The organism is Rhizobium sp. CC-YZS058 (assembly GCF_034720595.1).
In the GTDB taxonomy this organism is placed as follows: domain Bacteria; phylum Pseudomonadota; class Alphaproteobacteria; order Rhizobiales; family Rhizobiaceae; genus Ferranicluibacter.
The window spans coordinates 3,274,912-3,299,869 of sequence record NZ_JAYESJ010000001.1; the positions used below are offsets into that span (position 1 = coordinate 3,274,912).

At 65.7% G+C, this 24,958-nt stretch carries 16 protein-coding genes and 1 pseudogene; 11 read left to right on the forward strand and 6 right to left on the reverse strand.

Annotated features, from left to right (window positions below):
• Positions 1 to 975, reverse strand: a complete 975-nt coding sequence (locus tag U8330_RS15725; RefSeq protein ID WP_323107318.1) for a lysylphosphatidylglycerol synthase transmembrane domain-containing protein — start codon at positions 973 to 975, stop codon at positions 1 to 3.
• A gap of 151 nt (positions 976 to 1,126) precedes the next feature.
• Here U8330_RS15725 and U8330_RS15730 point away from each other — a divergent pair, with 151 nt between their 5' ends.
• The 5 genes from U8330_RS15730 (at position 1,127) to yacG (ending at position 5,140) form a co-directional block, all read left to right on the forward strand.
• The gene (locus U8330_RS15730) at positions 1,127 to 2,125 is read left to right on the forward strand and encodes a glycosyltransferase family 2 protein (RefSeq protein WP_323106193.1); all 999 of its coding nucleotides are present in this window, start codon (positions 1,127 to 1,129) and stop codon (positions 2,123 to 2,125) included.
• Entirely contained in the window at positions 2,125 to 3,627 is a 1,503-nt protein-coding gene (locus U8330_RS15735; RefSeq protein ID WP_323106194.1) for a glycosyltransferase family 39 protein, read from the forward strand. The genes U8330_RS15730 and U8330_RS15735 overlap by 1 nt, the downstream gene beginning before the upstream one ends.
• A gap of 264 nt (positions 3,628 to 3,891) precedes the next feature.
• Positions 3,892 to 4,110 carry a translation initiation factor IF-1 gene (infA, locus tag U8330_RS15740; RefSeq protein WP_004435948.1) on the forward strand — a complete coding sequence of 73 codons (219 nt, stop codon included), beginning with the start codon at positions 3,892 to 3,894 and terminating at the stop codon, positions 4,108 to 4,110.
• 17 nt (positions 4,111 to 4,127) lie between these two features.
• Entirely contained in the window at positions 4,128 to 4,748 is a 621-nt protein-coding gene (locus U8330_RS15745) for a Maf-like protein (RefSeq protein ID WP_323106195.1), read from the forward strand.
• A 164-nt stretch (positions 4,749 to 4,912) separates the two neighbouring features.
• Positions 4,913 to 5,140 carry a DNA gyrase inhibitor YacG gene (gene yacG / locus U8330_RS15750; protein WP_323106196.1) on the forward strand — a complete coding sequence of 76 codons (228 nt, stop codon included), beginning with the start codon at positions 4,913 to 4,915 and terminating at the stop codon, positions 5,138 to 5,140.
• 10 nt (positions 5,141 to 5,150) lie between these two features.
• Here the strand turns inward: yacG and atzF are convergent, their stop codons facing one another.
• Entirely contained in the window at positions 5,151 to 6,962 is a 1,812-nt protein-coding gene (atzF, locus tag U8330_RS15755) for an allophanate hydrolase (protein ID WP_323106197.1), read from the reverse strand.
• Between the two features lie 375 nt (positions 6,963 to 7,337).
• On the opposite strand from atzF, the gene U8330_RS15760 reads away from it, so the two are divergent.
• Positions 7,338 to 7,667: a hypothetical protein gene (locus U8330_RS15760; protein ID WP_323106198.1), complete on the forward strand. Its 330-nt coding sequence runs from the start codon at positions 7,338 to 7,340 to the stop codon at positions 7,665 to 7,667.
• Between the two features lie 112 nt (positions 7,668 to 7,779).
• On the opposite strand, the gene U8330_RS15765 is transcribed toward U8330_RS15760, so the two are convergent.
• Both U8330_RS15765 and U8330_RS15770 read right to left on the reverse strand, forming a co-directional pair.
• Positions 7,780 to 9,195 (reverse strand): HAMP domain-containing sensor histidine kinase, encoded by a 1,416-nt coding sequence (locus U8330_RS15765; protein WP_323106199.1) that lies wholly within the window; start codon positions 9,193 to 9,195, stop codon positions 7,780 to 7,782.
• Between the two features lie 3 nt (positions 9,196 to 9,198).
• Complete coding sequence (locus U8330_RS15770; RefSeq protein ID WP_323106200.1) at positions 9,199 to 9,864, reverse strand: response regulator transcription factor; 666 nt, start codon at positions 9,862 to 9,864, stop codon at positions 9,199 to 9,201.
• Between the two features lie 245 nt (positions 9,865 to 10,109).
• On the opposite strand from U8330_RS15770, the pseudogene U8330_RS15775 reads away from it, so the two are divergent.
• From U8330_RS15775 to U8330_RS15785, 3 genes and pseudogenes are all read left to right on the forward strand, one after another.
• Positions 10,110 to 10,553, forward strand: a pseudogene (locus U8330_RS15775) (hypothetical protein); the annotation flags it as partial.
• A gap of 801 nt (positions 10,554 to 11,354) precedes the next feature.
• Positions 11,355 to 12,521 carry a nucleotide sugar dehydrogenase gene (locus U8330_RS15780; protein ID WP_416236868.1) on the forward strand — a complete coding sequence of 389 codons (1,167 nt, stop codon included), beginning with the start codon at positions 11,355 to 11,357 and terminating at the stop codon, positions 12,519 to 12,521.
• Between the two features lie 330 nt (positions 12,522 to 12,851).
• Positions 12,852 to 14,753, forward strand: coding sequence for a potassium transporter Kup (locus U8330_RS15785; protein WP_323106201.1), 1,902 nt, complete (start codon positions 12,852 to 12,854; stop codon positions 14,751 to 14,753).
• On the opposite strand, the gene U8330_RS15790 is transcribed toward U8330_RS15785, so the two are convergent.
• Positions 14,750 to 15,235 carry a cupin gene (locus U8330_RS15790; protein ID WP_323106202.1) on the reverse strand — a complete coding sequence of 162 codons (486 nt, stop codon included), beginning with the start codon at positions 15,233 to 15,235 and terminating at the stop codon, positions 14,750 to 14,752. The two genes, U8330_RS15785 and U8330_RS15790, sit on opposite strands and share 4 nt — an antisense overlap.
• A 47-nt stretch (positions 15,236 to 15,282) precedes the next feature.
• A complete protein-coding gene (locus U8330_RS15795) occupies positions 15,283 to 15,600 on the reverse strand; it encodes a plasmid stabilization protein (protein WP_323106203.1) in 318 nt (105 codons plus the stop codon).
• Between the two features lie 424 nt (positions 15,601 to 16,024).
• Between U8330_RS15795 and U8330_RS15800 the strand changes: the two genes are divergently transcribed.
• The gene (locus U8330_RS15800) at positions 16,025 to 23,539 is read left to right on the forward strand and encodes a type I polyketide synthase (protein ID WP_323106204.1); all 7,515 of its coding nucleotides are present in this window, start codon (positions 16,025 to 16,027) and stop codon (positions 23,537 to 23,539) included.
• Positions 23,536 to 24,951, forward strand: coding sequence for an aminotransferase class I/II-fold pyridoxal phosphate-dependent enzyme (locus U8330_RS15805; protein ID WP_323106205.1), 1,416 nt, complete (start codon positions 23,536 to 23,538; stop codon positions 24,949 to 24,951). Before U8330_RS15800 ends, U8330_RS15805 begins: the two co-directional genes overlap by 4 nt.
• The last annotated feature ends 7 nt before the right edge of the window (positions 24,952 to 24,958 follow it).

Genomic DNA, 24,958 nt, shown 5'->3' on the forward strand with positions numbered 1-24,958 from the left:
CTAGCGGCGCCGTAGGGCAGACAGGCATAGGCTGAGGCCGGTGCTGACGAGGGCGGAGACGAAGACCAGCATATGGGCATTGACCGCTGCGCGACCGAGCAGCGACAGGCTGGCCCCCGAAGGATCGTGCCCGAAGGCCAGGGCGCCGGCGGCGATGCCTGCCGGATAGGTGCCGACGCCGCCCGGCGCATGGACCGGCAGCACGGACGACAACTCGCCTCCCACCGCCCCACCAATAGCCGGCGCCCAATCCTCTAGGCCGAGCAGGACGAGGATCCAGCCGAGCGCCACCAGCTTCGCCGCCCAATTGATAAGCGTGAAGGCGATGGTGCGCAGGAAGGCGCCCGTGGTCGCGGGCAGGCCGGCATGGGCCTCCAGCGCCAACCGCCGGAGTTTTGGCTGAGGGATGCGCGCGGCGAGCGGCCCGAGCCGTCGCATGAGAAAAGGCGCGCAGGCAGGCAACAGGCAGAAGAGGCACCAAGCCGCCACCAGCAGGTCGCGCCGCAGCACGCCCTGACCCGGCCCGAGCAGGAGCGCCAGACCGGCGACGCAGAGCAGCGCATGCAGATCGAGCGCGCGCATCCAGAGAAGCGCGGCGCTGGAGCGGGCGACCGGCACGGCGAATTCGGCGCGCATCAGCAGCGGAAAGCTTGCCTCGCCGCTGCGAAAGGGGAAGAGAATATTGACAAGGTTATGCAGTTGCACGACGCGGAACAGGCTTGCGAAGCGCCGCCGCGTTTCCGGAAAGTAATCATAGATCCGGTAGGTCCGCAGGAGCTGCGTGCCGAGAAGAATGGCGAGGGCGGCGGCAACACGGCCCCCACCGATCGCCCGCCATTGGGCAAACAGCACCGCCCATCCCCACACGGTCTCGACCAGCAGCGCATAGCCCGCGACCACCAGCAGCGAGACGAGCCCGACCCAATGGCGGGCCAGGAATGAGCGGGCCGGATGGTGGGCGCGTTCAGCGTTCATCATGGTCTCTCCACCGCTGCGCCCGCCCTTCGGGCTGATCGGCACAGGCGCGCCAGGCGAGGCCGCCTGGCCCGGCCGGCCGCGCCGCCAGCTTGTGTTCCATCGGGGCGGCCGTTAAGGAAGACAGCATTTCGTCAACTGGACCTTTCTCATGGCTCTTGCCGCCGCCGCTGTGGAAGGCGTCTCTTCCCCGGATCTTTCGATCGTCGTGCCGCTCTTCAACGAAGAGGAAAGCATCGCCGCCCTGATCGCGCGGATCGTGGAGGCGATGGCACATTATCCGGGAACGTGGAATCTTTTTCTCGTCGACGATGGCAGCACGGATGCGACGCTTCTCAAGGCGCGTGAAGCGGCAGGGCGGCACGCGGCCGATATCCGCCTTGTGGAGATGCAGCGCAATTTCGGCCAGACGGCGGCCATGCAGGCCGGGATCGATCTCGCCGACGGCCACCTCATCGCCACCATGGATGGCGACCTGCAGAATGATCCGGCCGATATTCCCCGCATGGTCGAGACGCTGAACGCCCGCGCGCTCGACCTGCTCGTCGGCTGGCGGAAGAACCGCAAGGACGGGCTTTTCCTGCGCAAGGTGCCCTCTTGGTGCGCCAACTACCTCATCGGCAAGATCACGGGCGTCAAGCTGCATGACTATGGCTGCAGCCTGAAGATCTACCGCTCCGCCGTCATCAAGCAGGTGCAGCTGATCGGCGAAATGCACCGCTTCATTCCGGCCTGGGTGGCCGTGGTCGTGCCGAGTTCGCGGATCGGCGAAGTGCCGGTGAACCACCAGGCCCGACAGTTCGGCCAGTCCAAATACGGGATCTCGCGCGCCTTCCGCGTCATCCTCGACCTGCTCTCCGTCCTGTTCTTCATGCGCTACAAGGCGCGGCCGGGCCATTTCTTCGGTTCGCTCGGCCTGGGCTGCGGCGCGATCAGCGCGCTGATCCTCTTCTATCTGGCCATCGATAAATTCATCTTCGGCAGCGACATCGGCACGCGACCGCTGCTGCTCATCGGCGTCATGCTGTTCCTCTCCTCCCTCCAGCTGATCACGACGGGAATCCTCGCCGAGATGCTGGCGCGCACCTATTTCCAGTCCGGTCAGTCGGCAAGCTACATCATCCGCGGCGTGACTCGGGCGGGTGAGTGATGCGCGAGGCGTTTCTCAAGCGACCGGCACTCTTCCCGCTGCTGATCTGCGGCTATTTTGCGCTTCAGGTGCTGGTGAGGCTGCTCCTGCCGCACGAACTGGAGCTCGACGAAGCGCAGCAGAGCCTGCTCAGCCAGTGGTTCGCCTGGGGGTATGATACGCAGCCGCCGCTCTACAACTGGGTCTATTTTGCGGTCAGCCGCCTGTTCGGCAATTCGCTCGCCAGCCTGACGATCCTGAAAAACCTGCTTCTGGCCGGCACATACCTTCTCTATTACGCCGCCGCGCGCACGGTGGTGGCCGAGCGGGGCCTCGCCATGGTCGCCGCCCTCGGCCTGCTCGCCATTCCCCACCTCTCCTTCGAATCCCAGCGCGATCTGACCCATTCGGTCGCGATGAATTTCTCGGCCGCCCTCTTCCTCTTCGCGCTGATGCGCACGCTTCGCCGGCCGAGCGCCCTTGCCTATCTGCTGCTCGGCCTTGCCGCGGGGATCGGTCTGATCTCGAAGTATAATTTCGCGCTGCTGCTCGCGACCTCCGGACTGGCGGCCCTGATCGATGCCGAAACCCGTAAGCGCCTGCTGGACTGGCGCATCCTTCTGTCGGCGGCCGCGGCCCTCATGGTTCTCCTGCCGCATGCGCTCTGGCTGCTCGACAATCTGACGCTCGGCTCGGAAGGCTCGCTGGACAAGCTGCGCGAAGGCGCCGCGTCCGGTCTCCTCACCCAGATCATCGGCGGACTTTCCTCGATCCTCGAAGGCTTTGCCGGCTATGGTGCGCTCGCCACGGTGATTTTCGTGGTGCTCTACGGCAAGCGGCTCTGGGCGCGCGCGCCCGACCAGACGGTGGAAGCGCGGCTGATCGAGCGGATGCTGGCGATATTCGCCGTTCTTCTGGTCGGTCTCGTTCTGTTTGCCGGCGCGGCCTCGTTCAAGGAGCGCTGGCTCTCGCCGGTGCTCATCACCCTTCCGCTCTATGCCGTCCTGAGGCTGCAGGCGGCCGGCACGTCCGGCAAGCTCGCCTTTTCCCGGTTCCTGCCGGTGGCGCTGATCATCATGCTGGTGATCCCAAGCGTGCTGGCGCTCAGGGTCGTCGGATCCGGCTGGACGGGCAACTACCAAAAGATCAACGTGCCCTATTCCGACCTTGCCCGCCAGGTGGGCGCGGCGAAGGGCGCGCCGGCAGCGGTGATCGCCCAGGATCCGCATCTGGCCGGAAACCTGCGCCTGCATCTGCCGGGAAGTCTCATCGATGCGCGCTGGTATCCGAGCTTCATGGGCGACGACAGCCTGCCGCCGGGCCCGGTCCTCGTCGTCTGGCGCGCCAGCGGCAGAGATGGCGCGCCGAGCGATCCGGCAATGCCCGCCTCGCTCGCGGCGCATGTGCGCAAGACTTTCGGCGATGCGCCGCTGACCATGCCACCGGAGATCGTCAGCATTCCCTTCCATTATGACCACAACGGCGAAAGCTACCGCTTTGCCTATGTCTGGGTGGAACGGTAGCACCATGCAAGCGACGGACAGGGTCGAGCGAGATGGGCGCCGCCCCTTCCCCTTGGCCTCCGGATGCATTATCTGAAGGCCGATCCTTTTGCGCGGCCCGGCCGAAGCCTGCTCTTCTGCCTGCGCCCCGTTTTTCTTAAAAGCCGGAAAAGCCGGAACCGTTGTTCACAAACGAACGGCGATTGTGTAGTTTCCGCGAAATTTTCAAGGCAGGCGCCGGTTCCGGCACCCGTTTTTGCAACAGACCAGAAAGACAAGACCCTTATGGCGAAAGAAGAAGTCCTCGAATTCCCGGGCGTCGTGACCGAATTGCTGCCCAACGCGACGTTCCGCGTCAAGCTTGAGAACGAACACGAAATCATTGCCCATACGGCGGGCCGCATGCGCAAGAACCGCATCCGCGTTCTGGCGGGCGACAAGGTGCTGGTCGAAATGACGCCGTACGATCTGACCAAGGGCCGCATCACCTATCGCTTCAAGTAAGCGGACGCGCGATCGCGATGGCCTCCGACCAGACGCTCATTCTCGCCTCCGGCTCGCCCCGCCGCGTCGAATTGCTGGCCCAGACGGGGCTTGAGCCAAAACGGCTGATGCCGATGGACCTGGACGAGACGCCGAAGCGCGCCGAACATCCGCGCTCGCTCGCCTGGCGGCTGTCCGCCGAAAAGGCGAAGGCGGCGGAAGAGGCGCTGCGCGACGATCCGGACCGCAAGGGCGCCTATATCCTGGCTGCCGATACGGTGGTGGCCGTTGGCCGGCGCATCCTGCCCAAGCCAGAGACGACGACGGAGGCCGCGGCAGCGCTGACGCTTCTGTCCGGCCGCAGCCACCGTGTTCACACCGGGGTCTGCTTGATTACGCCGGACGGCACGCTGCGCCAGCGGGTGGTGGAAACGAAGGTGCGCTTCAAGCGTCTCTCCGGCCACGACATCGAGACTTACATTGCCTCGGGCCAATGGCGTGGCAAGGCGGGCGGCTATGCCATCCAGGGCATCGCCGGCGCCTTCGTGGTCAAGCTGATCGGCTCCTACACCAATGTCGTCGGCCTGCCGCTCTACGAGACGCTGGCGCTGCTCTCCGGCGAGGGTTTCGACGTTCACGACGCCTGGCTGCAGGGCTGACTGCGGCCTTTCCGCTTGCGCGCCGATGAGAGTGCGCCAGCACCTGACCGAGAGCCTGATCGCGACCCCCCCCCTTCCGCCTCGCTCTCGCCCTTCACGGCAACGCCGAACGGAGCCGCCTTTCGCGCAGCTTCGGCTTGCCACTACGCTTGGAAGGCTCGACCATGACCGATGACAGCACCGACAGCCGCGCCACCTCGAACGTGGCGCCCCTGCGCAAGACCGTGCCCTGCCCGGAGTGCCGCCGCCCCTCGCACCGGGAACACTATCCCTTCTGCTCCGACCGCTGCCGCAATGTCGACCTCAACCGCTGGCTGACCGGCAGCTATGCGATCCCGGTGTCGGAGGCGGAGGAGTCGCCGGACGACGAGACCGCGCGGCACCAGGACTGAGGCGCGCGCACTATTCCGCAGCCCTCGGCCGATGGACATAGGCGCGCCAGCCACCGAGCATGGTGATCTCCTCCGCTCCGGCGACCGCATGGGCCTCGCAGAGAAAGCCGGAGACGAGGCTCCCGTCGTCCAGCCGGATCTTGCCGATGCCGAGCGGCGCCGGAATGGCCTGTACGAAGCGCGCAAAGGCTACGGCCGGGATGCGCCAGAGCTCGACCTCGACCCCCTCGCCCCGAAAGTGTAAATCGCGGATCAGCCCTGGCTTGGGCGGATCGGTATCCGGCAACACGAAGAGCCGGTAATCGCCCGCCGTGCGGCAGACACGCACGCATCGTCCTCCGGCCTCGGTCAGTTCGCGGTTGAGCGGCATGCCGGTCAGATGCGCCCCGACGACGACGATGGGCACCAGCCCATCGTCCGCCTCGCTGACCTTTGACCCTTCCGGCAGCGTGGCCGTCCGGTCGATGCCCATGCCGGCGCCGAGCGCGCGATGCATGGCATCGGCAAAGGGCGCCAGCGCCTCGTCGCTGAAGGCGGGGCCGAACAGGGTGACGCCTGCCGGCAAGTGCCCGTCGCGATCGAACCCGGCGGGAATGGCGATGGCCGCATAGCCGAAGAGATTGGCAAAATTGGTATAGCGGCCGAAATGCGCATTGCGCAGGATCGGCTCCGCCTGCATCTCCTCCACCGTATAGGTGGTGGGCGAGGTCGGCAGCATCAGCATGTCGACCTTGCTCCATTCGGCCAGGGTCTTCTGCCGCAGCGCTTCAAGACGGTAGCGCCCCTCGAAGGCATCGACCGCATCATAGGCATGGGCGCCCTCGATGATGGTGCGCACCGTCGGGTCGAAATGCTCCGCATGGGTTTCGAGAAATGTCTTCACCGCCGCCATGCGCTCGGCCACCCAGGGCCCGTTGTAGAGCAGCTCGGCGGCCTGGCGGAACGGCGCATAATCGAAGGGGATGAGCGTGGCGCCGAGCGTCCGTGCCCGGTCAATGGCGGCATCATAGAGCGCCTCACAGGCGGCATCGCCGAAGAACTCGCGCTCCGCGCCATCGAGCACGCCGATCCTGAGCCCGTTTGTCGGGAGAGCGACCGGCGTGGCCTGCCGGGAGAAGGGATCGCGCGCGTCATAGCCGTCCATGACCCGGCGCACGGCCGTGCCGTCCCCCACGGTTGCGGCGAAGACGGTGACGACATCGACGGAGCGGCAGGCCGGCACCACGCCGACATTGGGAACCAGCCCCGGCGTCGGCTTGATGCCGACCAGATTGTTGAAGGCCGCCGGCACGCGGCCGGAGCCGGCCGTATCCGTACCGAGCGCGAAGCTGGCGAGGCCCGAGGCGACCGCCACCGCCGAGCCCGAGGACGAGCCGCCGGACACATAGGCCGCATCGAAGACCGACCGCGGCGCGCCATAGGGCGAGCGCGTGCCGTTCAGCCCCGTGGCGAACTGGTCGAGATTGGTCTTGCCGATGACCAGCGCACCGGCTGCGCGCAGCCTTGCCACGACCACGGCGTCGACCTCGGGATCATAGGCGAAGGCCGGGCAGGCTGCGGTGGTCGGCAGGCCCGCGACGTCGATATTGTCCTTGACCGCAAAGGGCACGCCCCAGAGCGGCAGGCTGTTGGGCGCCGGCGCATGCGCCATCAGCGCCCGCGCCTCGGCGCGCAGCCTGTTGGCAGGGGTCGGCGTGATGAAGATCGCCGGATCCTGCGACGCGGCCATGCGCGCCAGCACCACCTCCACAAGATCGAGCGGCGTCGCGCCCTCCGCATAGGCGACCTTGAGCGAGGCGAGATCGAGAATGAGGGGGAACATCAGGCGGTCTCCAGAACAGTCGGCATCTCATGGATCATCGATCCGTGCATGCTACAGATCACGCGTTCGACGGGCAGAAGCCGTGGCGAAGCGGCGTCCATCATCCGCACCCTCCGCCCCGCTCAACCCTTTCCCCGCAGCCAGACATGGAGCAGGGGCACACATCACCTAAACCCTGCAAAGCCTATGCCAGACCCACACAGACCCTACGGACACATATCATTGCATACAACAGGGAGTAATTTGACTCTTTTTTGAGCATATGGAGCAAACCTTTGTGTTTCTTGCCTATCCGGGCAGCGCGCCATAAACCTGCCTGCATCCGGGCGGACGGGAGACAAGCGGAGCGCGTCAAGAGGAAGATCGAGGACCGCCATGATCGACTGGACCTACATCCAGGCCAATTTCGACTGGCTCGGCCACATCGTTGAAGCGCTCTGCATCGCAGCGGTGGTCGGCCTGTTCTTCTGCCTGGTCTTCGAGCGGCGGATCGCCGTGCTGATGGGGATCGCGTTTGCGGCTGGGCATTTCCATGGGCGGGAAAAGCGCGATTACGAAGTCAGCGTCCACTTGGCACCGCCGCATCTGGACGCCTACAAGATGTGGCGCTGGTCCTTTGACCAGATGACCGACTTCTGGCCGACCGCCATCGTCTGCTTCCTGCTGGCCGTCGCCATCTATCGCTGGCAGCGAAGACAGGACTGAGCGGCAGCCGCGGAGCATGTCCAGCCGATGCAAGCTCGTTTTCGCGTCGGACACTTTGGGAAAGCAGACCCAGGGACAGGGTCCGGCCCCACCCTAATCCACCGGACTGGCGCTAGCCCCTCGCGAGCGGCAGCATCAAGCTGGCCTTCAGGCCTCGTCCATCCGGGGTCGCATCCGACAGGCTGAGGCGCCCGCCATAGAGATCGGCAAGCTCCTTGACGATGGTCAGGCCGAAGCCGTGTCCCTGGATGCGCTCGTCCTCGCGTATACCGGGCAGGAGAACGGCCTCGCGCCGCGCCGGCGGAATGCCGGGGCCATCATCGGCGATGGAGATCTCCACCATGCGACCCGAGACCTGAGCGGCGATCTCGATGCGGCTGCCTGCCCATTTGAAGGCGTTGTCGATGAGATTGCCGAGCATTTCTTCGACATCCTTCTCATCGCAGGCAACCGACAGCCCGTGCGTCCCGCCGATCGAAACGGTGAGTGGCCTATCTGCATGAAGGCGGGTCATGATGGCGGCGAGCTCCCTGATCGGAGCATCCAGCGCCGTCCGCACGCCCTCGCCGCCGCCCATGGCGCGGCGGGCAGCGGCCAGGTGATGGCGGATGCGGTGGTCGATCCGCCCAACAAGGCCGCGCAGCGCGCCGTCCGGATCATTCGCCGCGCCGAGCGCCAGGCTGAGGCTTGCGACCGGCGTCTTCAGGGCATGGGCGAGATTGGCGAAATGCAGCCGGGTGGCGGACAGTCGCTCCTCGTTCTGTGCCAGAAGCGCGTTGGTCTTCGATGCGAGCGGGCGCAGCTCGGTCACGACCGGGTCGGGAAGACGCTCGATCCGTCCCTCGCCCACGGCTTCCAGATCGCGCGCCATGGCCCGCAGCGGGCGCAGGCCGTAGCGCACCTGCGCCGCCGTGCCGGCCAGCAGCACGAGACCGAGCGCCAGCATGCAGGGCGCAAGCCAGGTGATCGCCCGCACCGCCGGTTCGCGCAGCGCCCATTGCGGGGCGGCGGCGGCGATCGTCACCAGGCGGTTATCGACCATGCGGGTGGCGAACCGCAGATGCAGGCTGCCGCCTGGCTGGTCGAGATCGGCGGCACGCGGACGACCGGGCGCATCGCCCGGCCCGCCGCCTGGGCCGCTCGGCGCGCGTGCGACCCCTCGACGGCCCTCCTCCGCCCGCTGCTGCGCGACGACACTGGCGAGATTTAGGCGACGCGTCCCGAGCGAGCGCGAGGCGAGATCGGCCTCCGCCGTTTCGATCTGCCAAGCCCAGCCGGAGCGCGGCCGGTCGAAGGGCGGCCCGTCGAGGGGCACCGAAAGGCTAAGTCCTCCATCGGCAGCAATCAGCAGGGCCGCGTGCAGCGCATCAATCTGGCTGTCCAGCCGCCGGTCGAACTCCTCCCGCATCACCGTCTGCATGACGAGCCAGAGGATGAGAACCGCGACGACAAGCGCCGCGCTGACAAAGACGGCCGAAAAGACCAGCAGACGGCGGGCGATCGAGCCGGTGCGGGATGTGCTCTCCATCGCTTATTTTTCCCCCGCCGTCAGTCGGTAGCCGCGACCGCGGACGGTCTCGATCCGCTCGGCGCCGATCTTCTTGCGCAGACGGGCGATGATGACCTCGATCGAGTTGGAATCGGTCTCGACATCGCCCTCATAGACCCGCTCGATCAGGTCGCGTCGCTCGACCACCATTTCGGCCCGCAGGATCAGACAAGAGAGAACGCGATGCTCGAGCGCGGTGAGTTTCAGCGGAAAGCCGTCACGCTCGAAGGTGCCGAGCTGGGCGTCGAACGTCAGCGGCCCGCAGGCGACGCGCGCGGCGGCATGGCCCGCGGCCCGGCGGATCAGCGCCCGCAGCCGCAGCACGAGTTCCTCGACCCGGAACGGCTTCCCCAGAAAATCGTCCGCCCCGGCCCGAAAGCTCGCCACCTTGTCCGGCCAGCCGTCCCGCGCCGTGAGAACGAGAACCGGCAGGGTGCGCCCCTCCTCCCGCCAGCCCTTCAAGACGGAAACCCCGTCGAGCTTGGGAAGGCCGAGATCGAGGACGGCGACGTCGAAAAGCTCGGTCGTGCCGAGATGCAGCGCGTCCTCGCCATTGCGGGCGAGATCGACCACGAATTTCTCCGCCCGGAGCGCTGCCGCGATTCGCTGGGCCAGATCCTCGTCATCTTCAACAAGCAGAACCCGCATGACGCACTCCCGGAAAGACTGGGCGCGTGATGCGCCTGAAAAAGCGGAGCTAAGCGCGACAGCGCGCCGGACAAGGGCTCTGACCGGCCGTCCCGCCCCACGATCCCCGTTCCTATAGGCCGGATGGCTGAACTCAATCTGAACCGCAGGGTTCAGCGGGCTGCCGGGCGGGTCTTGCTAGACGTCTGGTCATGGCGGCGGAAATCACTCCGCCACCCTTTAAGGAGACGCCTCTCATGACCGACATGCACACAGGAAACGACGAAACCCCGAACGCAGCGCCGAAAGGGCCAAAGGGTCCGCACCTGCCGCGCCGGACTTTGGCCGGCGTCGCCGCCATCGCGGTCCTGGCGCTGGGCGTGGCCGGCGGCGCCGGCGCGGTGAAGCTGATGGGCCCGCAGGTGGAGATGGCGCCGCTGACCCCCGTGGCAATCTCCGCCCTCCCGCAGGACTCGCTCGTCACCATCAAGGGCACGGTGGCGGAAATCTTCGGCAACAAGTTCGTGCTGCAGGACCAGACGGGCCGCATGCTGGTGGAAACCGGTCGCGCGGGCGAAGGCGGCAAGCTGGTTGCCAAGGATCAGCCCGTCACCGTCCAGGGCCGCTTCGACGATGGCTTCCTGAAGGCGAGCTACATCGTCTATGCCGATGGCCGCACCGAAGCGATTGGCCCGGCGGGCGGCCCGCCGCGCGGCCCTGGCGATGAGGGCCCCGGTCCCAAGCACGGCCCGCATGGGCCGAAGCACGGGCCCAAGCATGACGGCCCGAAGGGCGGACCCGACCTGGCCAGACCCGACCCGGCCAGACCCGACCGGGCCGGACCCGACCAGGCAGGCCCCGGCGCTGATGGCCCGGATGCCGGTGGCCCCGACCTCGGTGGTCCCGACGCGGGTGGCCCTGCCGCCCTTGGCCCGGAACGAGCCGGGCCGCTGCCGGGCGACGGATTGCCGGCCCCAGACGCGCCGCAGACCCCTGCAGCCCCTGGCGCAGCTCCCGAGGCGACGCCAGGCCGCGTTCTCTGACGGGCGACCGCAACACGACCACAGGCTTTCCAGCCCTCCGGGCGGGGCCTGTGGTCTTCGCCTGCCGCCCAAGGCCACGAGCCGGAAGGCGGTTGCTCGATAGCCTTCATGGACAGCCGCCCCCTCTCGAACGAAAAGGCAGCGCCGTAACCGGGCGCCGCCGCGGGTGCGGATCGAAAGGCCTCGCCTTGTCGCCGACCCAAATGCCAGACGGGTGGCGCAACGCCGGAGCCATTGCCCGCCATGTCCAGAACGGTCCGTCTGTTCGACCTGATCACCCTGTTGCGGGCACGACGGCTGCCGCGGAAAAGGTGGCGAAGCCGGCATGCGTCTTCTGAGAGCTGTGCTGCCACTCTCCTCTTTTCGATATGACGCGCACCGAACGAGGCGCTACTGTAAGGCAAAGCAACCAGATTGACATCGGCGGGTTCGAAACACCTTCGAGCCAGCCTGGGGTTTATGAGACAGATGATGAAAGTAGCAGTTGCCGGACTCGGTTATGTCGGCATTTCGAATGCGCTTCTTCTCGCGCAGCATCACGAGGTAAAGGCCTTCGATATCAACCCGAGCAGGGTTGCCATGCTGAATGAAGGTCGATCTCCGATCATCGATGCGGAAGTTTCCGAGTTCCTGACGCGCAAGCTCAATTTCACCGCCACCAACAGCACCGAAGAAGCCTATAGTGGTGCAGACTATGTCATCATCGCCACGCCGACCAATTATGATCCCGTGACCAACCATTTCGACACGCGCTCGGTCGAAGCGGCGATCAACGAGGTCAACCGGATCAACCCGGCGGCGACGATCGTCATCAAGTCGACCATTCCGGTCGGGTATACGCAGGGCCTGCGCGAACAGCTCGGCCGCGACAACATCATCTTCTCGCCGGAATTCCTGCGCGAAGGCAAGGCGCTCTACGACAACCTGCACCCCTCCCGCATCGTCGTCGGCGAGCAGTCGGAACGGGCGCGTGTGTTTGCCGACATGCTGGTCGAGGGTGCGCAGAAAAAGGACATCAAGGTCCTTCTGACCGATTCCAGCGAAGCGGAAGCGATCAAGCTCTTCTCCAACACCTATCTCGCCATGCGCGTTGCCTATTTCAACGAGCTCGACACCTATGCGGAGAGCCACGGGCTGAATGCCCGCCAGATCATCGACGGTGTCGGCCTCGATCCACGCATCGGCACGCACTACAACAACCCATCCTTCGGCTATGGCGGGTATTGCCTGCCGAAGGATACGAAGCAGCTGCTTGCCAACTATCACCAGGTTCCGCAGTCGCTGATCGGCGCGATCGTTTCGGCCAACACCACACGCAAGGACTTCATCGCCGACAGTATCCTGCGCCGCAAGCCCAAGCGCGTCGGCGTCTACCGCCTGGTGATGAAGGCGGGCTCGGACAATTTCCGCGACTCCTCGATCCAGGGCATCATGAAGCGCATCAAGGCCAAAGGTGTCGAGGTCGTGGTTTTCGAACCGGCGCTGTCGGGAGACGACTTCTTCAACTCTCCGCTGATCCGCGACCTCGAAACCTTCAAGCAGACCTGCGACGTCATCGTCGCCAACCGCTTTGCGCCGGAACTCAAGGATGTCGGCGAAAAAGTCTATACGCGGGATCTGTTCGGATCCGACTGATGGCGGCCGATGAGGCTGCATCGCCCCATGCAGCCTCATGAGCCCGAGGCCTTGTCCAGGCCGCGTGAGATCCCAACGACAAGGACCCCGGCGCCCGGTAGCACCATGGGGTTCTCGAATCTCTGGCCTCACGCCGTCGGAAAGGTGATGAGGGCGACAGGAATGCTCGCTTGATCTACCATGAGCATTCCCTGTATCGATCGACAGCTGGGCGCCGCTTACCGGCGGCAGTCTGGCCAGTGCTTCCCCTCAACATCTGCCACATGGGGGCGGATGTTGATCGTTGCCAGTCGACGTGCATGATACCCCACAGAGGACCAGCCAGACGCCATGACCGCCACCGCCGACCATTCTGCGCGGGATCCCGCCGGCAGGCCGAAATTTCTCGTTCTCCTGCTGGGCTCGATCGGCGTCGTTTATGGTGATATCGGCACGAGCCCGCTTTATGCCTTCCGCGAGGCGCTGCGCCCCTTCTCGCATGATGGCGTCAGCCATGACGAGGTGGTGGGGCTGATCTCGCTGATGGTCTGGACGCTGACCATCATCGTCACCTTCAAATATGTGCTGTTCCTGCTGCGCGCCGACAATGACGGCGAAGGCGGGACGCTGTCTCTGCTGGCGCTGCTGATGAAGCGCACCGGGCGCTATATGCCGGTCCTGTTCTTCGCCGGCATCATCGGCGCAGCGCTGTTCATCGGCGATGCGATGATCACGCCGGCCCTGTCGGTCATGTCGGCGGTGGAAGGGCTGAAGCTGGTGACGCCGGCGCTGGGCGATTATGTGCTGCCGATCTCGGCGGCGATCATGGTTCTGCTCTTCGTCGTCCAGTCGCGCGGCACGGCAGCCGTCTCCAACTTCTTCGGCCCGATCACCGTGCTCTGGTTTCTGGCCATGGCCTGGGGCGGCCTGCTTCATATCGGGGACGACTACACCATTCTCCAGGCCCTCAATCCGTTGAACGCCCTGTGGTTCATTACCCATGCCGGCTTCGTGGGTCTCGTCGTTCTCGGCGCCGTGTTCCTGACCGTCACCGGGGCGGAGGCGCTTTACGCCGATCTCGGCCATTTCGGGCGCAAGCCCATTCAATGGGCCTGGTTCATTCTGGTCTTCCCCTCCCTGGCGCTCAACTATCTCGGCCAGGGGGCCTTCGTGCTCGCCCATCGCGAGGCGGCGGAGAATCCCTTCTATCTGATGTATCCCGACTGGGCGCTGCTGCCGATCGTCATCCTGGCGACCGCGGCGACGATCATCGCCAGCCAGGCGGTCATCACCGGTGCCTTCTCGCTCGCCCGCCAGGCGGTCCATCTCGGCTTCCTGCCGCGGCTGCAGATCACCTTCACCTCCGAGACGAACACCGGACAGATCTATGTGCCGGCGGTCAACACGCTGCTCTTCATTGGCGTCATGGTGCTGATCTTCACCTTCGGCGATTCGGAATCTCTCGCCACCGCCTATGGCATCTCGGTGACCGGGGCGATGGTGGTGACGACGCTGATGGCCTTCCAGTTCCTGCGCTCCGTCTGGGGCTGGAGCGCGATCGCCTCCGCCGCCGTCCTCCTGCCGCTGCTGCTGCTCGAGGTGGTGTTCCTCGGCGCCAATCTGCTGAAGATCCACGATGGCGGCTGGGTGCCGGTTCTGCTGGCGGCGGCGATCATGATCATCATGTGGACCTGGCGGCGCGGCTCGCTGATCCTGCGCGAGAAAACGGCAAGGAATGATATTCCACTCGCTACCTTCATCGCCTCGATCGAGAAGAAGTCCGACCATGCCCCCGCTGCCGTCCCCGGCACGGCCGTGTTCCTGACCAGCGTTCCCGACAAGACGCCGGCCGTTCTTCTGCACAACATCAAGCACAATCATGTGCTGCACGAGCAGAATGTGGTGCTGACGATCAAGACGGCGGATGTGCCCTATGTGCCGCCGGCCAAGCGGATCGAACTGACGCGCCTGTCCGAGCGCTTCATCCGGCTGGAGATCACCTTCGGCTTCATGGACGACCAGAATGTCTCCAAGGCGCTGGCGCTCTGCAAGAAGGCCGGCTTCAAGTTCGAAATCATGCAGACCTCGTTCTATGTCGGCCGGCGCAACCTGATCAGCGACCCCAATTCCGGCCTGCCGAACTGGCAGGACAAGCTCTATATCGCGCTCTCCGGCATCGGCATCGACCCATCCGACTATTTCCGCCTGCCTGCCAACCGCGTGGTGGAACTGGGCGAGCAGGTGACGATCTAGGACCGTCCGTCCTCGAGTTGGGACGTATCGGCGCGCCACAGGCGGAGCAGCGGCCCGGTCCGCCCCTCCACCGGGTCTGTCTGCGGCAGCGGCAGCTGAGCGATGCGCCTTCGCTCCGCTTCGCCGGCCGGGCCGGTCTCGATCTCGGCGTGCTGGCCGGGCGGATAGGCTCCGACGATCAGGAAGTCGTCGGAGTTGCCGAGATTCTTGTGGCCGGTGCCAGCGGGAAGAACCAGGATATCACCCGCACGGACAGACAGGCGCGCACCGCCCTCCCCGCCGATCAGCAGCTCGGCCGACCCCCGTGCGACGCCCAGCACCTCGTGCGCGCCACTGTGGTAGTGGTGGTATCGGAACACGCCGTTTCGCCAGGTCCCCTCCCAGCCATGCGCCGAGAAAAGCCTTTCGAGAGCGCCTGCCGGATCATTCTCCGGCAAGGCATGCTGGTAGAGAAGCACAGCAAGATGCGGGTTGTTGGGCATCGCGCCGTCCGGCTCGAATCGCCATTGCCGTGGGTCCTTGGCGCCTGTCATCCGTGCGACGCGTGGCTTTCGTTGCGCTTGCGGGTGGCGGCCGCTTTCTTGGCAGAGGCCGACCGCTGCGCAGCGCTGCGCCCTGCAGAAGCCTTCCCGCCCTTCTCACCGCCCTTCTTCGAGGCCTCATGTGTCTCCGGCTTTCCCCGGCCGGATCCCGATTTGTTGCCGCCGCCGCTTTCCTTGTTCACAGTTGCCCAGGCCCGGCGCTCGGCCTCCTGCTCCGGCAGGCCGCGCTCTTCATATCCGGCTTCTATATGGGCAGCTTTCCGCTTCTGCTTGTCCGTATAGGCAGATTTGTCACCCTGTGGCATGATGGTATCTCCCATAGTGGAATCAACTTTACCGGGTTAAGAAACGAAGGAAGCCGCACCAAGGTTCCAGGCGGGCCTGTCCGATTTCGCCGCAATGGCGCAGCCTTACCGAGCAAAGACGAAGCTCGTCACAGTACACCTTGGTGAATTGCAGGGCTTATCGGCGGCAAATCGTACGTAAATGTACGGATTGGCTTACATTTTGCTCACAAGCGTTACGCTTTGTTGCGGTAATTGTTTTCGCTTGAAGGCGCCGGCATGCTCAAAGACATCGTTGGCATCCCCGATGTTGCATGGCAAAGCGGCATCATAATTGCCACAGGTAGCCACGCAGGGCTGCCGTGTGGAAGTTCCGATTGATTTTTGACGTCGCCAATGCAATTGGCAGAGCAACCCCTAGACCAGTTCAGAGCGTTCGGTACATATGACAGCAGACATCATAGGGCGCGCCTGTGTCGCACCCGGCGCTGATTCCCCCCAGGCTCTCTTCCGCCTCCTGCGGCAGGGAAAATGCATGGTCACGCGGATCCCGGCGGATCGCTGGGATCTTGCACGCTTCTGGCATCCGGTTATCGGCAATCCCGGCAAGACCTATTCCTTCGCGGCCGGCGTGCTGGACAGCATCTACGACTTCGATCCCGGCGTGTTCGGCATGTCGCAGCGCGAGGCCATGCATATGGACCCGCAGCAGCGTGTACTGCTGCAGCTCGCCTATCGCGCCATCGAGGATGCCAATCTTTCGATCTCGGCGCTGCAGGGCGAGAAGGTCGGCGTCTATATCGGCGCCTCCAGCCTCGACCATGCCAACCTGACGGTGGAAGACCCGGCAGCGGCCGGCCCCTATTTCATGACCGGCAACACGCTGTCGATCGTGTCCAACCGCATCTCGCATATCTTCGGCCTGTCCGGCCCGTCGATGACGGTTGACACGGCCTGTTCCTCCTCGCTCGTGGCGCTGGACCAGGCCATGCGCGCGCTGGAGACCGGCGAGATCGAGACCGCGATCGTCGGCGGCGTCAATATTCTCGCCCACCCGTTGCCCTTCGTCGGCTTTGCGCAGGCCCGCATGCTGTCGCCGGAAGGCCTGTGCCGCGCCTATGACAATGACGGCGCCGGCTATGTGCGCGCCGAAGGCGGCGTGGTTTTCGTGCTGCGCCGCTCCGAGCGGGCAAAGCAGGAGAAGGACCGCAGCTACGCCAAGATCATCGCCTCCGGCGTGAACTCGGCCGGCCGCACCAACGGCATCTCGCTCCCCTCGCGCGAGTCGCAGGCCCATCTGCTGCGCGACATCTATGAAGGCAACAATCTCGACGCCAACCAGGTTGCTTTCGTAGAAGGCCATGGCACCGGCACCAAGGTCGGCGACCCCGCCGAAGTCTGGTCGATCGGGACCGTGATCGGTGCGCGGCGCCATGCGCCGGTGCCGATCGGCTCGATCAAGTCCAATATCGGCCATACCGAGCCGGCCTCCGGCCTGTTCGGCATGCTGAAGGCGGTGATGGCGCTGGAGAACAATTATCTCCCCGCCTCGCTGCATTTCGAGACGCCGAACGAGAACATCGATTTCGAAGGGCTCAACGTCCGCGTCACGGCCAATCCGATCGAGCTGCTGCGCGGCAAGCGCGCGCGGCTCGCGGGCATCAACTCCTTCGGCTTCGGCGGCGCCAATGCGCATGTGGTCATTTCCGACCCGGATCCGGTTGAGGATCGCGCCCGCAACAGCGCTACCAGCCATGTCTTCATGGCGAGCGCCCACACGGCGGCAAGCCTGGAAGGCTTGCTGAAATCCTACCGCTCGGCCTTTGCCAAGACGTCGAAGGAAGAAGCGCGCGCTATCATCTCCGCCTCGGGCGCCAACCGCAGCCGCATGCGGCATCGCTTCGTGGCGCGCAGCGAAAACCCGGACGACATCGTCCGCGCCATCGCCGCCCATCTCGAGAAGCCGGCCTCCGATATCGGCGAGGTCGGCGAAGCGGGAGCCAAGGACGCCAAGGTTGCCTTCGTCTTCTCCGGCAACGGCTCGCAGTGGGCCGGCATGGGCGCGGATGCCTTCCGCGAAAACCTGCACTTCCGCCAGTGCTATACCTCGGTTGCGGCCCTGTTCCGCTTCCACTCCGAGCTCGACCTGATCGAGCTGCTGAACGACCCCGAGCTCGACCGCAAGCTGGCCGACACCAAGATCGCCCAGCCCCTTCTCTTTGCCGTGCAGGCGGCCCTGTCGGATTCGCTGGTCGCCATGGGCGTGAAGCCCGCCGCCGTCTTCGGCCATTCGGTCGGCGAAATCGCTGCGGCCTATGCGGCCGGCGCGCTATCCCTGGTGGATGCGGTGGCCATCGTTGCCAAGCGCTCGCTGCACCAGGATCTCCTGGCCGGCCAGGGCACGATGGCGGCCGTGATGATCGGCGAAGATGCCGCGCGCGACTTCGCCCGCGCCCGCGGTCTCGATTCGGTCTGCATCGCGGCGGTCAACGCGCATAATTCCGTGACGATCTCCGGCCCGGCGCCGGAAGTGTCCGCCTTCCGCGACGCGGCCCGCAAGGCCAAGATCCCGGCACAGATCCTCGACATCAACTATCCCTTCCATCACCCGATCATCGATCAGGCGAAGAAGGCGTTTCTGGCCGATATCCCGACACTCTCGCCGCGCAGCACCGAGATCGCCTTCCTGTCGACCGTGACCGGCGACCGGCTGGACGGGGCGAGCCTTGATTCGGACTATTGGTGGAAGAATGTTCGCGAGCCCGTCCGCTTCCAGGCGGCCACGGAGGCGGCGATCGCCATGGGCTGCTCGCTGTTCATCGAAATCTCGCCGCGCCCGATCCTGTCCTCCTATCTGAAGGAAACGGTGAAGCAGGCGGCCGCGCCCGGACAGGTCATTCCCACACTGCTGCGCGATGCCGGAGAAAAGGGCATCGACCCGGTCTCGCGCTCCATGGCGCGGGCCATTGCCCACGGGGCGATCTTCGAAGAAGGCCGGCTCTTCGGCCGCCGCAATGCCTTCGTGCGCCTGCCGACCCTGCCCTTCGAGCCGTCCGAACTGCGTCCGGCCGCCACCAGCGATGCCGCCGATCTTTTCGGCCGCGGTTCGCGCACGCCCTATACACTGGCCGGCTGGCGGACGGACCTCAACAGCGGCAGCTGGAAGAACCATATCGACGGGCATCTCTTCCCCGATCTCGCCCAGCACGTGGTGGACGGCAAGCCGATCCTGCCCGGCAGCGGCTTCATCGAGATCGCCCTTTCGGCAGCCCGCCAGTTCCATGGCGTGGATACGGTCGAAATCACCAATCTCGAAATCGTCCGTCCGCTCGAATTGAGCGACAGCCGCATCATGGAACTGTCCGTGATCTTCTCGCCGGAAACGGGCGATATCGAAATCCGCTCGCGCGAGCGGCTTTCGGAAGATGACTGGGCGGTGAATGCGGTTGCCCGCAGCCGCAAGCCGGTGGCGCATGCGGAAGATCAGGTGAAGCCCTCCTTCGTGGGCCTGGCGCGGACCGCGACGGTTCTGGCTCCCAAAGCCTACGAGACCGCACGGCAGTTCGGCCTCGATTATGGCCCCGACTTCCAGCTGATGACCAAGGCTGTGGCCTATGGCGACCGCTTCATCGATGTCGAGCTGAAGGCGCCGTCCGTTCCCGGCCACCCCTTCGTCAGCTACAGCCTGAACCCGATCTCCGTCGATGCGACCTTCCATGGGCTCGTGGCCCTGTTCGATCGCTTCACCGGCGAAATGGGCGGCGCGCCCTATATTCCCGTACGCTTCGGCTCGGTGCGCCTGGCGGCAGCCGGGCAGACGATCGAGCGGGCCGTGGCCGAGATCGAGCGTGTCAGCCCGAACTCGATCAAGGCGAAGTTCCGCTTCTTCGGCCGGGGCGGCACGCTGATCGCCGCCTTCGACGACTGCCGCTTCCGCCGGACCTATCTGCGCCAGCACAAGACGCTGGACATGCTGTCCTTCCATTACGAGACCGTGCGGTCCAACCGCAGCCTCGTCGGCGCGGCCACCCTGCCGGCACTGCCGGCGCCGCTCCTGCCCGCCGATGCCGGCGAAGGCATCGACAACACCACGCTGCTCTTCAATGCCGCCGTCTACCGTGCCTGCCACGAGATCGCGCTGCGCCTGGCCAAGGGCGGAACACGGGTGGATACGCGGGCGCTGCCCGGCGATTTCGCCTTCCGTTGCTTCCTGACCAACTGCCTGATCGTGCTGGAAGATGCCGGCCTGGCGGAACAGAAGGCGGGCGGCTGGACGATCGCCGACGAGTTCTCGCTGCCGCCGGTGAGCGAGATCCTGAAGGAGCTGATCGGCGAAGCCAGCGGTCGCGCGGTCGAGGCCGTGCTGATCAACAATGCCTATGCGGAAGCGCTGGACCGACTGGCTCATTCGCTTGCCGCCGAGAGCGGTCTTGCGGAGGACGACAGCGCGATCCGTCGCCCGGCCTTCATCAGCGAAGCGACACTCGACCATCAGTCGGTTCATTCGGCCGCAACCGAGGAGCGGATGTCCGCGCTTCTCCAGGCCGTCGAAAAGGCGCTTTCCGCGGCGAGCGGCAAGGGACTGCGCATCGTCGAGCTCGGCACCGTCTCGCCCGCCTTCACCCGGCGCCTCGCGGCACTTGCCGCCGCGCATGATGCCGTGCTGACCCTGGTCGAGCCGCGCGAAAATGCGCAGCGCAACCTCGAACTGACCTTCGAGCAGGACGCCCAGGTGCGGGTGCTCAAGAAGGACGACTTCAAGACGATCGGCCCGATCGATCTCGTCGTCAGCGGCTCGGACAGCTTCTTCCCGTTGATGGACGAGGACACGGTGCTGCGCGGCGCGGTACGCAACGGGCTGAGCGCCAAGGGGGCGCTGGTGGCCGTCATCCCAGCCCCCACCGTCTTCAGCGACTTCACGCTCGGGCTGACCGACGACTGGTTCGCCCGCAGCCAGAGCCCGGAATTCCCGATCGGCCGGCTGGCGAGCGTGCCGCAGTGGCAGAAGTGCCTCGGCGATCTGGGCCTGACCGCGATCAGCGTCGAGGACCGTGAAACGACATACGGCACGGTGATTGCGCTGGAAGCACGCGGGGCCGAGACGACCCAGCCGGCGCTGACCGATCCGTCCGACGATGCCGCTGGGGCTCTGCCGCTTCTCTTTGCATCCTGCAACATCGCGACCGGCCTTCCGGGCGCGGAGGCTCATCCGCTTCTGCTCACCGGCGACCTCGAGACCGACAAGACAAAGCTGACAGCCGCGCTGCAAGCGCTGCATGGCCGGGCGCTGCGTGCCGTCTATCTCTCGCCGGAAACGGATGGCTCGGCAGATGCCGGTTCGTCCGCGCTGCAGCAGCGGGTGATGGCGCTGTCGGCGCTCGCCGAAGTGCTCCGCCACCACCATGCCGGCGTCGAGCCGGCAGCGGAGGAGCGGCCGCGCCTTGTCATCGTCGCCCCCGGCGGCGCGCCGAAGGGCGGGCTTTCGCCGCTCAATTCCGGCCTGTGGACCTTCGCCCGCGTTCTGCAGAACGAATATGACCTCGTCGACGTGATCCTGCTCGACAGCGCGCTCGACACCCCGGCTGCCGCCAAGCGCAGCGTGGCCGCTGCCACCAGCCTGCTTCACAGGCTGGAGGACAATCGCGAATGGGCCGTGGATGCGGATGGGACGGTGCTCGAACTGCGTGCCGTGCCCGGCCCGGCCGAGGCGGGACTTCGCAGCACGACGGCCTTCAAGGCCGCGACGATCCGCCAGCGGGTCGCCTCGCAGGTCAATTCCATCGCCTGGGAAGCCTGCGCCTTGCCGCAGCCCGGCCCGAACGAGGTGGTCGTCCATGTCGCGGCGACGGGGCTCAACTTCCGCGACGTGATGTGGGCCATGGGTCTGCTGCCGGAAGAAGCGCTGGAAGACGGCTTTGCCGGCGCGACGATCGGCATGGAGCTCTCCGGCCATGTTGCCGCTGTCGGCAGCGCGGTGGAAGACCTCTCTGTTGGCGATTCGGTCATGGCCATGGCCTCGGCCGCCTTCTCCACCCATGCCGTCGTGGCGCGCGAAGGCGTGGCGCGTTTGCCGGACACGGTGAGCCCGATCGCCGCCGCCACCATGCCGGTTGCCTTCCTGACCGCCTATTATTCGATGGTCGAGCTCGGCCGCATCCGTGCGGGCGAAACGATCCTGATCCATGGCGCGGCGGGCGGTGTCGGCCTTGCCGCACTGCAGGTGGCCAAGCTCTTCGGTGCCACGGTGATCGCCACCGCCGGCACGCGCGAAAAGCGGCGCTTCCTTTCCATGCTCGGCGCCGACCATGTGTTCGATTCGCGCACTCTCTCCTTCGTGGAGGATGTGCGCCGCGTGACACAGGGCGAGGGGGTCGATCTGGTGCTGAACTCGCTCTTCGCGGAAGCGATGGAGCAGAGCCTGGCGCTCGTCAAACCCTTCGGCCGCTTCCTGGAACTCGGCAAACGCGACTATTACGCCGACAGCAAGATCGGCCTGCGCCCCTTCCGCCGCAATGTCAGCTATTTCGGCATCGACGCGGACCAGCTCCTGGTGCGCCAGCCCGCTCTCACCAAGCGGATCTTCAGCGAGGTCGGCCAGCTGTTCGAGGAAGGCCGGCTGGTGCCGCTGCCCTATCGCGCCTTTGCGCATGACGAGATCGGCAATGCCTTCCGTCTGATGCAGAATGCCGGCCATATCGGCAAGATCATCGTTCTGCCGCCGGTGCCCGGCCGCGACAGCGTGGCCGAACAGCCGCGCAAGCGGGTGCCGCTGGATGGCGAGGGCGTGCATCTTGTCGTCGGCGGCATCGGCGGCTTCGGTCTCGCTGCAGCCGGCTGGCTGGTGGAGCGCGGTGCGCGCCGTCTGGCCTTGGCCACGCGACGCGGCCAGGCCGACGCCGCGACGCTCGCCGCGATCAGCCGCTGGGAGACGCTCGGCGTCACGACGACCCTGCATGCCTGCGACGTCACCGACGAGGCTGCGGCCGGCGCCCTTTTGGAGACGCTGCGCCAGGCAGGGCCGCTCAAGGGGATCATCCATGCGGCGATGGTGCTCGACGACGCGCTGATCAGCAATCTCGACGCGTCGCGCAACCGGCCGGTCATTGATGTGAAGGCCAAGGGCGCAAGCGTGCTCGACCGGCTGACGCGCGGCGACAGCCTGGAGCACTTCATCCTCTTCTCCTCCGCCACGACGCTGGTCGGCAATCCCGGCCAATCGAACTATGTGGCGGCGAACGGCTATCTCGAAGGCCAGGCGCGGGCACGCCGCGCGGAAGGGCTTCCCGCGCTCGCCATCGGCTTCGGCGCAATTGCCGATGCCGGCTACCTGACCCAGAATGCCGAGGTGAACGAAATCCTCGCCAAGCGTATCGGCAAGACCGCCCTGAAGGCGCAGGCCGCGCTCGAGCAGGTAGAAGCGATCCTGGCCAGCGACCCCGGCAGCATCGATGCCGGCGTCGTCATGCTCTCCGAGTTCGACTGGGCGGCGGCGCGCAATCTCTCGCTCGTCCGCCAGCCATTGTTCGACGTCGTGCTGCGCGGCGCCGACCAGCATGCGAGCGGCGGCGACGGCCAGACGATGGACCTCGTCGCCATGATCGAGGGCAAATCGCCGCAGGAAGCGGAAGATCTGCTTTACGATCTGGTTGCCGGCGAGATTGCCGCAATCCTGCGCGTTTCCAAGGATACGGTGTCGCGAAACAAGGTGCTGAAGGAAATCGGTCTCGACAGTCTCATGGCTGTGGAACTCGGGATCAGCTTCCAGCAGAATACCGGTTTCGACATGCCGCTGTCCGGCGTGGCCGACACGACGACCGTCGGCGACGTGGCGCGCAAGCTCTATGAAAAGGTGAGCAAGCGCGACCAGGGCGGGGAGGACGACGGCGGCGAGGACAAGATCGTGAACGAGCTGGCGCAACGCCACCAGGCGAGCGCGGCGGAGAAAGTGGCGAGCCAATGAACAGCAATGAGGGTCAGCCGGACGGCCCGCGCATGAACACGCGCGCGAAGGAGAACCTGCTCGACCGCATGCGCAATGCGCACCAATCGGCCGAACGGAACCGCATCGCCCGCTCCGAGCGGGAGGTGCCGGCCCCCGTGCGGCGCAGCCAGCAGAGCTTCGAGGATCTGCCGGAGTACAAGCAGGTCCTGACCCAGCAGGCAGCAAGCCAGCAGCTCGGCATCGCCAATCCCTTCTACCGTGCCCACCAGACGGCGGCCGGCGCGACGACGGTGATCGACGGCCGCAAGCTGATCAACTTCGCCTCCTACGACTATCTGGGCCTGAACCGACATCCGCATGTGCTGGCCCAGGCGCATGACACGATCACGACCTTCGGCATCTCGGCCTCGGCCAGCCGGCTGGTGGCTGGCGAGCGTCCGGTCCATGCCGAGCTTGAAGAGCGCATCGCGCAGTTCTACGGCGTCGATGCGGCGGTCTGCTTCGTCAGCGGCTATCTGACCAATGTCGCGGCGATCAGCTGTCTCTTGGGGCCGAAGGATCTCGTCGTGCATGACGAGTTCATCCACAACAGTGCGCTGGCCGGCATCAAGCTTTCCGGCGCCACGCGCCGCCTGTTCAAGCACAACGACGCCAATGATCTGGAGAACGTGCTGCGCACGGTTGCTGGCGACTATCGCCGCATCCTCGTCATCGTTGAGGGCGTCTATTCCATGGATGGCGATGTCGCCAACCTGCCGGCCATTCTCAAGCTGAAGGCCGAATATGGCTTCTGGCTGATGGTGGACGAGGCGCATTCGCTCGGCATTCTCGGCCGTCGCGGCCGCGGCACGTTCGAACATTTCGGCTTCGACCCGCATGAGGTCGATATCTGGATGGGGACACTGTCGAAGACCACGTCGAGCTGCGGCGGTTATGTGGCCGGCAGCGCGGCGCTGGCGGCGGTGATGAAGGCCTCGGCCGGCGGATTCGTCTACAGCGTCGGCCTTGCGCCCGTGCTGACGGCAGCGGCCATCGCCAGCTTCGACATTCTGGAGCGGGAGCCCGAGCGCGCAGCCGCCCTGCGCCAGAACGGCGCGCTCTTCCTCAAGCTCGCGCAGGAAGCAGGTCTCGATACCGGGCTTTCGGCCGGCTTTTCCGTGGTGCCGGTCCTGGTGGGCGATTCGCTGCGCGCCGTGCAGCTGTCCAACGATCTGCTGGCAGCGGGCGTCAACGCCCTGCCGATCATCCACCCGGCCGTGCCGGAAGGCCTGGCGCGGCTGCGCTTCTTCATCACCAGCGACCACACGGCGGACCAGATCCGCCAGACCGTGGCGCTGACGGCCGAGAAGCTGAAGGCGCTGACCGACCGCAACTTCGGCCTGGCTTCGGTGGATATCGAGCAGATGATGAAGATGCTGGCAACCCGGTGAGGGTGGC

Excerpts from the sequence above, each read along its gene's own strand:
- U8330_RS15785 (WP_323106201.1), top strand. The coding sequence starts at position 12,852 with ATGACCGCCACCGCCGACCATTCTGCGCGGGATCCCGCCGGCAGGCCG.
- atzF (WP_323106197.1), bottom strand. The coding sequence starts at position 6,962 with ATGTTCCCCCTCATTCTCGATCTCGCCTCGCTCAAGGTCGCCTATGCG.
- U8330_RS15805 (WP_323106205.1), top strand. The coding sequence starts at position 23,536 with ATGAACAGCAATGAGGGTCAGCCGGACGGCCCGCGCATGAACACGCGC.
- U8330_RS15730 (WP_323106193.1), top strand. The coding sequence starts at position 1,127 with ATGGCTCTTGCCGCCGCCGCTGTGGAAGGCGTCTCTTCCCCGGATCTT.
- U8330_RS15770 (WP_323106200.1), bottom strand. The coding sequence starts at position 9,864 with ATGCGGGTTCTGCTTGTTGAAGATGACGAGGATCTGGCCCAGCGAATC.
- U8330_RS15745 (WP_323106195.1), top strand. The coding sequence starts at position 4,128 with ATGGCCTCCGACCAGACGCTCATTCTCGCCTCCGGCTCGCCCCGCCGC.
- U8330_RS15795 (WP_323106203.1), bottom strand. The coding sequence starts at position 15,600 with ATGCCACAGGGTGACAAATCTGCCTATACGGACAAGCAGAAGCGGAAA.
- U8330_RS15790 (WP_323106202.1), bottom strand. The coding sequence starts at position 15,235 with ATGCCCAACAACCCGCATCTTGCTGTGCTTCTCTACCAGCATGCCTTG.
- yacG (WP_323106196.1), top strand. The coding sequence starts at position 4,913 with ATGACCGATGACAGCACCGACAGCCGCGCCACCTCGAACGTGGCGCCC.
- U8330_RS15765 (WP_323106199.1), bottom strand. The coding sequence starts at position 9,195 with ATGGAGAGCACATCCCGCACCGGCTCGATCGCCCGCCGTCTGCTGGTC.
- U8330_RS15780 (WP_416236868.1), top strand. The coding sequence starts at position 11,355 with ATGATGAAAGTAGCAGTTGCCGGACTCGGTTATGTCGGCATTTCGAAT.
- U8330_RS15800 (WP_323106204.1), top strand. The coding sequence starts at position 16,025 with ATGACAGCAGACATCATAGGGCGCGCCTGTGTCGCACCCGGCGCTGAT.
- U8330_RS15760 (WP_323106198.1), top strand. The coding sequence starts at position 7,338 with ATGATCGACTGGACCTACATCCAGGCCAATTTCGACTGGCTCGGCCAC.
- U8330_RS15735 (WP_323106194.1), top strand. The coding sequence starts at position 2,125 with ATGCGCGAGGCGTTTCTCAAGCGACCGGCACTCTTCCCGCTGCTGATC.
- U8330_RS15725 (WP_323107318.1), bottom strand. The coding sequence starts at position 975 with ATGAACGCTGAACGCGCCCACCATCCGGCCCGCTCATTCCTGGCCCGC.
- infA (WP_004435948.1), top strand. The coding sequence starts at position 3,892 with ATGGCGAAAGAAGAAGTCCTCGAATTCCCGGGCGTCGTGACCGAATTG.